The sequence below is a fragment of the Rhizobium sp. 007 genome (genome assembly GCF_015353075.1).
Lineage (GTDB): Bacteria > Pseudomonadota > Alphaproteobacteria > Rhizobiales > Rhizobiaceae > Rhizobium.
In genome coordinates, this window is record NZ_CP064188.1 from 1,230,301 (window position 1) to 1,243,288 (window position 12,988).

General features: G+C 60.4%; 6 protein-coding genes. 2 read left to right on the plus strand and 4 right to left on the minus strand.

Features of this window, described 5'->3' with window-relative positions:
• Positions 1 to 26: 26 nt before the first annotated feature.
• The 3 genes from treY to ISN39_RS26980 all read right to left on the minus strand — a co-directional run bounded on the left by treY (position 27) and on the right by ISN39_RS26980 (position 10,169).
• Entirely contained in the window at positions 27 to 2,546 is a 2,520-nt protein-coding gene (treY, locus tag ISN39_RS26970) for a malto-oligosyltrehalose synthase (RefSeq protein ID WP_194731164.1), read from the minus strand.
• A 73-nt stretch (positions 2,547 to 2,619) separates the two neighbouring features.
• Positions 2,620 to 4,701: a penicillin-binding protein 1C gene (gene pbpC, locus ISN39_RS26975; RefSeq protein WP_194731165.1), complete on the minus strand. Its 2,082-nt coding sequence runs from the start codon at positions 4,699 to 4,701 to the stop codon at positions 2,620 to 2,622.
• Positions 4,701 to 10,169 carry an alpha-2-macroglobulin family protein gene (locus ISN39_RS26980; RefSeq protein ID WP_194731166.1) on the minus strand — a complete coding sequence of 1,823 codons (5,469 nt, stop codon included), beginning with the start codon at positions 10,167 to 10,169 and terminating at the stop codon, positions 4,701 to 4,703. The genes pbpC and ISN39_RS26980 overlap by 1 nt, the downstream gene beginning before the upstream one ends.
• Before the next feature lie 307 nt (positions 10,170 to 10,476).
• Between ISN39_RS26980 and ISN39_RS26985 the strand changes: the two genes are divergently transcribed.
• A complete protein-coding gene (locus tag ISN39_RS26985) occupies positions 10,477 to 10,875 on the plus strand; it encodes a response regulator (protein WP_074071884.1) in 399 nt (132 codons plus the stop codon).
• Positions 10,876 to 10,878: 3 nt separating this feature from the next.
• Here ISN39_RS26985 and ISN39_RS26990 read toward each other — a convergent pair whose 3' ends face one another.
• Complete coding sequence (locus tag ISN39_RS26990; protein ID WP_194731937.1) at positions 10,879 to 11,610, minus strand: TetR/AcrR family transcriptional regulator; 732 nt, start codon at positions 11,608 to 11,610, stop codon at positions 10,879 to 10,881.
• A 177-nt stretch (positions 11,611 to 11,787) separates the two neighbouring features.
• Between ISN39_RS26990 and ISN39_RS26995 the strand changes: the two genes are divergently transcribed.
• Positions 11,788 to 12,987: a multidrug effflux MFS transporter gene (locus ISN39_RS26995; RefSeq protein WP_194731167.1), complete on the plus strand. Its 1,200-nt coding sequence runs from the start codon at positions 11,788 to 11,790 to the stop codon at positions 12,985 to 12,987.
• Position 12,988 lies beyond the last annotated feature (1 nt).

The following is a 12,988-nucleotide window of genomic DNA, read 5'->3' on the forward strand; positions in this document are numbered from 1 at the left end:
CAGCAACTGGATGGTCAAGCGATATTTCATGGTCCTCGGTCGGTTCCGACAGGTTCGATGAGCGCCACAGGCTGGCTGCCAAGGAGCGCCGAAAGTTGCAGCTGGCCTACCGGATCAAGAATTCGACCGGTCAGGAGATCGCAGCGGCGACCTTCAAGGAAGGCCGGCACCTGAATTGCCGTATCGTTCCAAAATTCCGGACCGGCGAATAAAACGCCTGGATCGAGCCAGCCGAGCATCAACCGTGGAACGACGGTCATCGCATAGGTTCCGTTCAACTCTCGCGCAAAGGCGACAACATGATCCTTGCGGCCGCCTAACACCTTAAGCGGAACATAGTTGCCTTTCGCAAAAAGCTCCGGCTGCCGCTTTCGAAGATGAAGACCGATTTGGACGATGCGCTGTTTCAGCGCGGGCACCGTCAGACTTGCAATTGGCGTTCCTTCTAAGAGGCTGGCAAACAAGGCCGTCATGTCGACAGGCCTGCGGTTATCAGGATCGACGAAGCTCAAATCCAAAAGCTCGGCCCCCTGATAAATATCTGGAATGCCGGGCGCCATCAGCTTAATCAGCGTCTGTGACAGGCTGTTTAGATAGCCGGCCTCGATGAAGGGCCGCATGACCGCTCCGAAATCCTCGTGGAAGACGAGATTGGTCGATGAAAGCAACGCTGTTGCATAAGCTCTGACCGCCGCCTCGTATCCGGCATGCGGCTCATTCCAGTTCGTGCCGAGCTTTGCTTCACGGATCGCCTTCTCCGCAAAGGCCGTGAAGCGCCCGATCAGCGCTTCGGCCTCTCCGTTTAAGAAATCCTCCGGCCATATCCCGGCAAGCGCCTGATAGAGCATCCATTCGACATTCGGTTCCGGCGTCAATCCGCCCGGCAGTTCGATCAGACGGTCGCGGTTCATCTCGCGCCAGCGCTCCACCGCCTGCGCCCAGACATCGGCTCCTTCACTCAAGGTATAAAGCCTCGCACGCGCATCCTCGCCGCGCTTGGTATCGTGCGTCGATGTCGCCGAAAGCCCGTGCGGATTAAGCTTCCCGCGCTTAAGCATCAGCGCATGGAAAGCCTCGACGCCGCCCGGCTTGATATCCGGATCGCCGCCGACTTCGTTTACCGCAAGCAACCGGTTGTAGCGATAAAAGTGCGTGTCCTCCATTGCCTTGGCCATGACCGGTCCGCTCAATTGCTGGAATCGGCGGCGGAATTCTTTCGCCGCTGCTTCCCGTACCTCGCCTTTCAATAGCCTTGCCACAACGTCGATCGCCCGCCGGTCGGCAAGCCTTGCAGCCGCGCTGGAAATGACCCTGCTGAGCACGTCCGCATCCCGTGCATCAAGCGGACCCTTGCTGCCATAGATGCGATAGACGGGAAAGGCGATCAGCGATTCGTGGATAGCTGCCGCAATTGCGGCGCGGTCAAGGTCGGGATAAAGGCCATGGACGATCTTCACCAGCCGCGTCGTCTCGCCTTCAAAGTTCCGCTCCACCATCACTTGCTTGGCCGCGCGAAGACCAGCAGTAATATCGGCCATATCCGGGGCAATATTCGCATAGGCGGTACCAAGCTGTTGCAAGCCGCCGCCGTCGAGGAAGAGATGGCCGAGTGCCGAAATGAATTCGTAGCCGGTGGTCCCGGCGATCGGCCAGCTTGCGGGCAGTGTCTCGTCATGGCCGAGGATCTTCTCGACGACTATATAGGTCTTGGGTCCTGTCTCAGTGCGGAGCCTTTGCAGATATTGCTTCGGATCGGCCAAGCCATCGATATGGTCGAGCCGCAAACCCTCTACCTGGCCGGACCGAACGAGTTCGAGAATGAGCCGATGGCTATCTTCGAAAACCTGCTCGTCTTCAACGCGCAGGCCGACCAGACCCGTTACTTCGAAAAACCGCCGGTAGCTCAGATGTCTGGCCGCCTCTTTCCAATATGTCAGCCGCCAATGCTGGGCCTGGTGTAGGCTGACGATCAGCTCTTGGTCTATTGCGAGGTCGACCAACGCCGGCTCATCTGCGCTTGCTGGAACAAGATTGGTGCTGTCGGGGTTCAAGGGCAAAAGCGTATCGCAGTAGCCAAGCGCCAGTTCGCCGCTTTCCGGATCGCGTTTAAGCCGCAACTCGCCATCAGACAGTGCATCCTTGAACGGCTTGCCGAGGATCGGCAGGGTGAGCCGTTCGCTCCAGTCGATATCGAAATGGCGCGCATAGGGGCTTCCCCGGCCGAGCTTCAACACGCTTCGCCACCAGGGATTTTCCGTCGAGGCGGCCATATGGTTCGGCACAATGTCGAGGATGAGGCCGAGCCCGGCGTCTTTCAAAGCATGGCTCAAGCGGTCAAAGCCATCGCGTCCGCCGATTGCCGGCTCGATTTCATTGACATCGGTTACGTCATAGCCATGCGTGGAACCGCTCGTCGCGGCAAAGATCGGCGAAGCGTAAAGATGGCTGATGCCAAGGGCTTTGAGATAGGGCACACATTCGATGGCCCGGTCGAATGTCATGCCGTTGCGGAATTGAATGCGGTATGTCGATGTCGGAAGCATCATGTTCGCCTGCCGTTCCGGAGGAGACGGCCCGGAACGGTGATAACGGGCCCTTTGTTCCCCCCAATTCCAAGGTTTAATCGATGAAGACACCGACGCTTGCGGCACGGCCCATCGCGTCGATCACCGTCAGTTTCGAGTAGCCACCACCATCCGGCATCCATTGGTTGGTGCGGCGGCGAGAAAGATCGGGCAGCGGCTTGCCGTTTGCAAGCCAGCGGAACGGCGCCCGACCGCCGTGCAGTTTCAACATCAATGGCGAGAGATCACCGCTTCTTGCGCCGAGGTCGACATGCGCGCCCTCCGGTGGATAGACGATCTGCGGTGCCTGTTCGCGGCTGGAGGTGGAAGGCAATCCGCTGGCATTTATCGAGAAACGCCGCTGGCTCACCGGCAGATCCGCCTGGGCGACGCGCACTGCGCCAGAAGGCGGGCGTGGCAAAGGTGTGGTTGCAATGCTCGACTTTGCAAAGGCCTCAAACAGGATGGGGGCTGCCGTGCCGTAACCGGTCGACCCCGGCACCGCGCCATTGTCCGGCCTTCCAACCCAGACACCGAGCACATACCGCCCGTCGTAGCCGACTGACCATGCGTCGCGATAGCCGTAGCTGGTCCCCGTCTTGTAGGCGATGCCGCGCTGCGGGGCGCCTGTCGGTGGGATGACGCTGGAAAGAATATCCGAAACATTCCAAACGGCGACCGGCTCCAGCAACGGCTCGCCGTCTATCTTGCCGGGCTTTGCAGTTACACCGTCGCCGATGCGAACCGGCTCGCCCTTGTTGGCAAGCGCCGCATAAAGCTGCACGAGGTCTTTCAACGTGATACCTACGCCGCCGAGCCCAATCGCCAGTCCCGGCGCTTCGTTCGGCGGCAGGATGGGGCGAACGCCGGCGCGGCGGAAGCGCACCAAAAGCCGCGCCGGATTGACGGCGTCAAGCAGCCTGACGGCCGGCACATTCAACGAAAGCTGCAATGCCTCTCGGACCGTTACGTCGCCTTGATAGCTCATGTCGAAATTGCGCGGCCGGTAACCGAAGAAATCGGCTGGCCGGTCCTCGATGATCGTTTCCTGGCTGACCAGCCCCTGCTCGAAGGCAAGTCCATAGATGAAGGGTTTCAGTGTCGAGCCGGGCGAGCGGCTGACACGCGTCATGTCGATCCAGCCGGAACGGCTCGCGTCGAAATAGTCCGCAGATCCCACTTCGCCGACGATCTCGCCCGTGCGCGCATCGGCCATCACGATCGCGAGAGAAAGTCTCGGACGAAGTTTCATCGCGGCACTTTTCGCCGTCGCTTCTAGTCCTGCCTGTATCTGCTTCTTCAGCGTCGTGCGATGCTCGCGCTCGTTCGGCTTGCTGCGAAGGGCTGCTTCGGCAAGATGCGCGGCAAGAGCTGGAAGCTGCATGCGCGTTGCCGGAACGAGTGTCGCCTCGGCGCGCTCGGCCTCACCCTCGCCGATGACTTCGGCCACGGCGGAGCGCTCAAGAACGCGTTTTCGTGCCGCTTCCGCTGCCGCCAGGTTTTTGTCGGGGCGTCGCCGTTCAGGAAGCTGGGGGAGGGCAACGAGGAGGGCAGCCTGCGCCACCGTCAGCCGCTTCGGCTCCTTGCCGAAATAGGCAAGGCTTGCGGCGCGCACGCCTTCCAGATTACCGCCATAGGGTGCATGCGTCAGATACAGATCGAGAATCTCTTCCTTCGAAAGCCGCCGCTCGATCTGGACGGCGCGTATCACCTGCAGGATTTTCGCCGAAAGCGAACGTCCGGCGCGCGGTTCGATCAGCCGCGCCACCTGCATGGAAAGCGTCGAGGCGCCGGAAACGATGCGGCCGTTGGTGACCAGCTGCAGGCCCGCCCGCCCGATCGCCAGCGGATCGATGCCGTGATGCTCGTAGAAGCGCCGGTCCTCATAGGCGATCAGCATGCGCATGAATTGCGGGTCGACATCCGCAACCGTGGTTTTCAGACGCCAACGGCCTTGCGGCGTCGCAAAGGCGCGCAGCAACTGACCGTCGGCATCGAGCACTTCGGCCGACACCGCACCGGTCATTTCGAGCGGCGGCGGAAAGACCCTGTCGGCAGCGTCCAACGCGAAGAAAACCGCGCCGGCAAGAATGAAACCGGTCGCAGTTCCAATCGTGAGCTTGCGCCAGAGCCGCATTATCGTGCTGCGACAACCTCCATCTTGCCGGTCGCGGTGCGAGCCGAATATTCGGGGCGGTACATATCTTCAACGGTCGCCGCCGGATGGTCATAAACGCCTGGGGTGACGGCCCGCACGATATAGGCGACGTTGATTTCACGGTTGTCGTCCGAAGTCCGGTTGAAGGCCGCAACGAAGCGATCGTTGCGGAATTCGGTGTGCGCCGCCGTCTGTTCGCCGATCCAGTCGAAATTGGTGAGCTGAGCGCTGTCGACCAGGCTCGGATTATCGATCTGGAGGCCGGCAGGCAGCAGATCGGTCATGACGACACGCGACGGCCAGGCGTTGGTTTCGGTCACGTGCAGCACGACCACATAACGCTCGTTCTGCTGCGCCTCACTGATATTCACCGGCTCGCCATCAAGCGTGTAATAGGTGCGCTCGATGGCAAAGCCGTTGCCGCCGGCAGGCAGAGGCGTGACGGGCGCTGCGACTGTCGTGACGACCGCCGATACCGGATCGGTCGTTGCGCTCGTCAGTGTCAGGGGATTGTTCATCAGCGCGTCGCCGCTCATCTTCGCCATGTAGGCACCGGTATGCAGCGCGCCGTTGACGTCCACTTTCAGCGAATCATCGCCGCTCTGGATCGCGCGCGCGGCAAGCAGCGTCCAGGCCTGCTCCTGGGTGCTCGTCCACTTGCTGCGGTCCCACTCCCTGCCGACGGCCTTTGCCAGTTCCGGAATGACTGGCGGGACAGGGCGGCTTTCGGCCGCAAGTGCCAGGATGGCCGCACCGTCGCGCAGGATCGAGCCGTAGTCGGTGCGCGAAAGATTGACGCGATGAACGATGGAATTTTCGGTCATCTGCAAAGCGTCGACGAAGATGTTCTTCGAACGCGTCGCATCTCCGTAAAGTGCCAATGCCGCGGCGATATGCGCCTTGGCAAGCGGCGTCGGGAAGTCGTTGATCATCGTATCGGCGTAGTAGCGCAGATCGCTGATCGAGGCCTTCCTGTTGCGGGCAAGAACATAGATTGCATAGGCAATTTGATCGCCTTGCGTCTTGACGTCGACGTCGTAGCTCAGCGCGTTCTGCAGGTTCTCGAGCGCTTGGACCAGCGCACGGTCGGGCACATCGTACTTCTCTTCACGCGCCCGCGTCAGGAAATCCGTGACATAGGAATCGAGCCAGAGGTCGCCCGAATCCGGTCCCCAAAGGCCGAAGCTGCCCGCCGATGCCTGATAGGACAGCACACGATAGATCGCATCCTGGACGCGCTTCTTCACGTCTGCATCGTCTTCGAGCCCGTTTTGTTTTGAAAGCTCGCTGAGATAAAGAAGCGGCAGGGCGCGGCTCGTCGTCTGTTCGGCGCAGCCGAAAGGATAACGGTCGAGCGACATCAGCAGTGCGGGAATGTCGAAGGCGGCCGAACGCGTGACGTTGACGCTGACCGAGGCGCCCGGCAAAACGCTGTTGGCCAGAAGTTCCTTGTCGACCCTCAGTTTCGCCCCTGGTTTTAAGGCGATGACGCGCCTTTCGGTCACGGGCAGTGACGATGGGCGGACTGGTACGTCGACTGTCTGAGCAAGCGACAGTCCAGATGCATCCGACAGGTTGATCGAAACAGCGCCGTTGCCGGGCTGCTTGCCGATCACCGACAGCGTGAAATCGGATTTCGCACCGGCATCCAGATGGATCGTCCGCGAAGCTGCGGCCTCCTCGATGCCGATGGCTTCGTTGCCGGTCAGCTGCAGTTTGAAATCGCCGGCCGGCGCATCGGTATTGGCGATGTCAAGGCGCAGTTCCGCCATGTCGCCAGGCGCCAGGAATTTCGGCAGGCTGGCGGTGACGACCACCGGATCTCGGATGACGATATCCTTGATGCCGTGGCCGACTCCATCCTTCGACCAGGCAACGGCCATGACACGCGCCGTGCCGTTGAATTGCGGAATGTCGAAGCTGACATTGGCCTTTCCGTCAGCGTCAAGCTTCACCGGACCGGAGAAGAAGGCGACCAGTTTTTGCGTCGGCGGGCTGCCCTGCAGCGCCACCGCGCCACCATCGCCGCCGGTTCTGAGCTTGCCTGTCGCGCCGAGCGAACCGTCAATCAGCCGGCCATAGAGATCGCGGATTTCAAGACCGAGCTGGCGCTGGCCGAAATACCAGTCCTCGGGGTTGGGGGCCTCGTAGCGCGTCAGGTTGAGAATGCCGACATCGACGGCGGCAACCGTGACATAAGCATCCTCATTGGCTCCAGCACCCGTCACTGCAAGGCTGATGTTCAGCGGTGCGTTCGGCAGCATCTTTTCCGGTGCATCGACTGCGACCTGCAGCGCGCGCTGCTCGGGATCGACCTTCAGCCATTTGATGCCGATCGAGCGCATCGGCATATGGCTGTCCTGTGCGTCGCCCGGACGGAAGAGGGTTGCTGTCACATAGGCGCCAGCGCCCCATTCGGCGGTGACTGGGATCTCCACTTCACCCCCAGTCTCGCCGATCGTTGCATTTTGTACGGCAAGGAGGTTTTCCGTCCCGGCCGTCACCATCAACCCGCCGCCATAACGGGAAGAAACCTTGAGCTTCGCCGTCTCGCCGGCCTTGTAGCTCTCTTTGTCGAGCGCGATCTCGAGGCCGTCCGGCGTTTCGGTCGAGACAGCCTCCACCATCCAGCCGGCGTCGAATTCGACACTTGATGTCGGGCCATCCGCGTCCGGGCTCTCGACTTCAAGTCGGTAGCGGCCCCAGCCAACCTGAGGCGCTATCTTGCCGCCGTCCAAGCCGGCATCAGTCGTGCCGCTGGCAACCTGGCGCGCATTGAAAGCGGTTTCGTATTTCCATGCCGTGCCTTCCCGATACCATTGGTATTCGCGCTCAAGGAGCGAAAGCTTCCAGCGCAGCCCCTTCATTTCCTGCTTCTGGCCGTCGGCCGAGACGCCGATCACGTTGAAGCTGGCGATCGAATTCTCGGCTATATCGCCTGAAAATTCAGGCTTGATGCCGATCATCGGTCCCTGGTTTTTGACCGGGATCAGCAGCGTGCGCTCCAGCGCCCGGCCGCCCGTTTCTTGCATGCGGATATAGACCGTCGCGTTCAACAACTGCGTGGTTGCGGGAAGATCACCGACCGAAAGATCGGTCGTTGCTTGGCCGTTCTCGTCCAATTCCGGCAGGCCTTCGATCGCCTGGCGGCTTTCCTCGTTCGCCTCCTCGTCAGAAAGACCAAAGAAGTAGCCCGGGAAGGTTCGGCTTTCGCGAGCCGGCTTGATGACGACATCGCCTTCAAGCGTCAGGCCGGCTGCCGGCGCGCCGTAGAGATATTTGCCGCTGATATCGATCGTTGCCGGCGTATCGGGACCGATTTCCTTGGCTTCTGTCTTCAGCTCCAGGTCGGTGCGATCGGGGACGAAATCGTCGACGAGGAATGTTCTCGTACCGATCGGCGACCCCTTGGGGTCGGTATGGACGTTCATTGTCCAGCTGCCGCGCATGGCATTTTCCTGGATCGGGAGATCGATCAAATAGCCGCCGACGTCGCTGCTTTGCCGGACGATGCGCCGGTCTTCGACGCCATCGGGGCGCATGAAGATGAAGGTCAGCGGCAGCTTTTCGATCGCCCTGCCATCCGTATCGCGAGCAAGGGCGGTGGCATGGACGGTTTCGCCCACCCGATAGATCCCGCGCTCGGTCCAGGTCATGACATCGATCGCCCCGGGCGAGGCTCGTCCCGTCACGCCGCGATCAGACAAGTCGAAGCCTGCCCTCGTCATATCGAGGAAGACGTAGTCGGACGCCCCGTTCCTGGCAGCCAGGACTGCTGGAGCGAGTGCTGCCGTGCCGCGCAGCAGCCCGGCAGTGAAGGTGGCTCGGCCGTTTTCATCCGTCGTCGCGGTGCCCAGAACCTCGTTGTTCTTGGCAAGCAGTTGCAGCTCCACGCCGGCGATCGGCTTGGCGGAAGCGAGCGAGCGCGTAAAGACGTTGAGCCCGTCGGTTCCGGCGTAGGTAGTAACGCCGATATCGGAAACGACGAACCATTGTGTCGCCTTGGAATCCCACTCGTTTTCCGGCTTGTCGGCAGGCGAGGCGATCAGCACATAGATGCCCGGCTTGCGCGCGGGCAAGGCTTCATCAACGGGGAAGCTGGTGACGACATCCTTGTTAAGATCGTTGGCGATCTCGATCGAACCCTGCCACACGAGCTCGCCGCTTTCATCCTGAATGCGCTGCGCGCTATAGCCGTCGAGCTGCGTCAGGAACTGCGAACTGGTAAGAAGCGGAGCAATACCGCGATCGCCAATGCGGTAGAGCTTGAGGTTGGCAGTTTCGATATTGACGCTGACGAGCGGAATGCCGCGGCGCGCCGTCGAAGGCAGCACGAAGCTATCGCCGGTAAACCGCACCATTTGACTGCGGTCCTTGACGTAGACATCGAGGCTGACGGGTGCGTCCAGGACCTCGTCGACGGAAGAGGGAAGGCCGGTGCGGAAGCTAATCTTGTAGGTTTCGCCGTGACCCAGGCCCTCGACGCAGATCTGCTTGTCCTTGGCTTCGAGCGCCTTGGGGGCTTGTCCGTTCAGCGTCACAAACGGTGCATAGTCGACCGTCTTGACGAGGGATTCCGAGAACGTCACGCAGGCACGCGGCGTTGCGCTGTCGGCATCGACATTGTGTTCGGTGATGCGGAAGCCCTGTTCCGACTTGAGCTTGAGATAGGCCGCCTGGACTTCCCTGGAGCTTGCCAGCGCAAGGCTTGCCTTATAGGCGTTGAGGGCCGCGCGGAAATTCGAATTCTTGGCGAGCGAGGTCGCAAGCACGGCAAGAGCATCTGCCCGCTTTGAGGCTGTGCGCGTCAGTTCGTAGCCGTTCAACCCATCGAGAAGTGCCTGGCCGAAGGCCTGGCTGCCAGTGCCGCCGAGCGAATTTGCGGCGCGGGCCGTCTCCAGCCAGAGATCGGCATCGTCGGGCGTCAGCGCCAGCGCGCGATGGAAAGCGTCGATCGCGCCTGCGAGGTTGTTGGCGGTAAGATCAAGGCGCGCCGTTGCTGTCAGGCTGTCGACGGTCTGGCCCGGCTGAGCGTCGGTGAGCGCCAGATTGGCCTTGAAGTCGCGGGCTTGTTGGATGATGTCTTCTGAGAGAAAGCTGAGGCGAGGTGGCGCACCGATATCGGGCTCGCGCGGTCCCGCAGTCGTTTCGACGATCCGACCGGCAATTGCGCCTGGAAAAGCGTTCATCGTCTTGAAGTCGGACTTCAGGAAACACCAGTTCACCTTCGGGTTATAGGTGAAAGCCTTGCAGCTCTTGTCGCCAATGCATGCGGTTTTGCATTGTTCGAGGGAAACGTTCTGCTCCGTCCGCAGATCGAAGCCGAAGAAGTCGGCGTCCTTAATCGTCTGGATATCGCGCTTGGTCTCCGCAGCTGTCGCGGGAAGGCTGGCCGCGATGGCTAAAAGAGCAATGGCGGCGGATGCGAAAAACGAGCGTACAGACATAGGTTTCCCCCCGGTCGCTGGCGCTGGATTGGGGCACTCTCCTGCTGCCGAAAAGACTTGTCAATACAACTTCAAATTTAGAGCTGCTTTTTATCAAAGGCTTACGCCGATCTTAATGTTTTATTAGTATTAACAATGGCTTAATCGAAAAATAATGCGTATCGGCTCGGAACATATCCGGCCGTTGCCCGTTATCCGCTCAAGTTCCGCCGGCCACGGCCGACTGGTGCGAAGTTTTTCGCGTGCCCGGGCCGGCAAGGGCGTCTGGCCACGAATGTTTTGCGTAAGCTGGCTACAGGATAACCTCATGAACCAGAGAGTATTGATCGTTGAGGACGAGCTCTTGATCGCCCTCGATCTTGAAGCAACCGTTCAAGCCATGGGCATGGAAGTGACGGGGCTTGCCGCAAATAAGGAACAGGCGTTGCGTTTTGCGCCGACGGCGGACGTCGCTTTTGTAGACGTCAACCTGTCGGATGGTGCGACTGGCCCGGAAATCGGCCGCCGGCTGGCGCAAGACCACGGTATTGCCGTCGTCTTCATGACAGGCAACCCGGAGATGGTGGCAGGCGGCGTCAAGGGGACGCTCGGCGTCGTCAAAAAGCCGGTCAAGCCGTCCGTCGTCGAGCAGTCGCTGAAGTATGCCGTCGCACGCCGCAATGGCGCGCTCGCTGCCGTTCCGTCGCAGATGCTCGTCTTTGCCTGACGCTCAGCCGCTGACGGCCGCAAGCTCTGGTCGCTCGGCGGACCTCTCCGTGCCGTAAGCGCGAAGGAACGTCCTGACCGCGTTGCGGGCGGCACTTTCGAGTTGCTCATCGCTCGGCGTTTGCCCGAACAGCATCATGATCTGCAGATCCGCATTCCCGAGAGCGAGGAATTGGCGTGCCGCCACATCGAAGTCTTCGATCTTCAGCGCACCACTGGCGCTCAACCGCGCAAACAGAGCGCCGAGCGCGGAAATGATCCGGCCCGGGCCTTGCTGGCGCCAGGTCTCGAAAAGATGCGGATAGCGCTCACCTTCGTTCTGGACGAGACGGCGCAGGAACTTTCCGTCCTGGTTGCAGATGCAGTTTTTGTTGATCCGGATCGCAAAGGCGACAAGGTCTTCTTCCAAATTGTCGGCATTGACCGGAAACGTTGCCAGCATCGAAAAAACCATCGAATTGGCGCGCTTCAGCACGTCGTCTACGACGGCGACGAACAAAGTCTCTTTCTCGCAATAGTGATTATAGATCGTCTGGCGCGAGACATTGGCCTCTACCGCAATCTCGTCGATGCTTGCTCCTGCAAAGCCCTGGCGGCAGAATACATCCGCGGCTGCTTCCAGGATGGAAGCGCGCTTCTTGAACTGGCCGCGCTGGGTCGGCCCATCCAATCTCTTTTCGGGTGGCGCGAGATTTTTCATCGCTCTAAGGATAATGCGCCTTGACGTGTTAGACAACACTGTCTAATTTTACACTCGTGTCCAAAATACTAGACACCTCGGTTCGCATTCGCTGACGCTTCTCCCAAGCGCGTCGCGGGTTGCAGCCGCCCCTCATTTGAACCCCTCGAGAGCAACGCGGCGGAGAGACATAGTCCGCTTCCTTTCGCTGCGCATTTATGAAAGATCATCAAAATGACCGCTTCATTCTTTCGCATTGCGCTCATCCTTGGGCTTTTATCAGCCATAGGTCCCTTTGCCATCGACATGTACCTTCCGGCACTGCCTTCGATTGGCGTCGATCTGGGGTCGGATAACAACGTCACCCAGTTGAGCCTTCTGTCGTTCTTCATTTCCTTTGCACTGGCCCAGCTGCTTTACGGTCCGTTGTCCGACATGTGGGGCCGCAAGCTGCCACTGTACCTGGGTATCGGCATCTTCACCGTTGCCAGCATCGGCTGCGCGCTGGCCCAAGACATAGAAACGCTGATTGCCTTCCGCTTCATCCAGGGCATCGGCGGTGCGGCCGGCATGGTCATACCACGCGCTGTTGTTCGTGACATGCACACTGGCATTCAGGCAGCCCGTCTAATGTCGCTTCTCATGCTCGTCTTCTCAATTTCCCCCATTCTTGCTCCGCTGGCCGGCAGTGCGGTCATCGAGTTCTACGGCTGGCGCGGTGTCTTCTGGGCGGTGACGGTCGCGGCTTTCATCGGGCTCGTGCTGCTTGCCACACAGCTTGACGAGACTCGCCCGACGCAGGATCGCAAGGGCAGCAGCCTCGGCAGCGCGATGTCTGCCTATGGCTTCCTTTTGCGCGACAGGAACTTCTTGACGCTCACCTTCATCGGTGGCCTCGGGATCTCGAGCTTCCTCGTCTATCTCGCCAACTCGCCCTTCGTGCTCATCCAGCACTACGGCCTGACGCCGACGCAGTACAGCTTCGCATTCTCCGTCAACGCCGTGTCCTTCTTCGCCGTATCGCAGGCGACCGGCTGGCTCGGCGAGCGTTTCGGCCTCGTTCGCGTCATGCGCTCAGCCGTCACCTTCTATTGCCTCGTCATGGTCGTGATGGCCGTCGTAATGGCGGCGGGCATCAACCAGCTTCCGGTGATGGCCGTCTTCCTTTTCATCGGATATGGCTTTCTCGGACTTGTCATTCCAACGAGCGCGGTTCTTGCTCTGGAGGATCACGGTCAGATCGCAGGTACGGCCTCGTCGTTGATGGGGACATTGCACTTCGTCATTGCGGCTGTCGCAATGGTGGTGTCCGCCCTGTTTGCCGATGGCACGGCCGTTCCGATGGCGGCAGGCATTGCGGCCTGCGCGCTGCTTGCCTTCGTCCTGACGCAAGCAACGCTCGGCCGCCGCGCCGCCGCAGCACCGGCTGAATGAC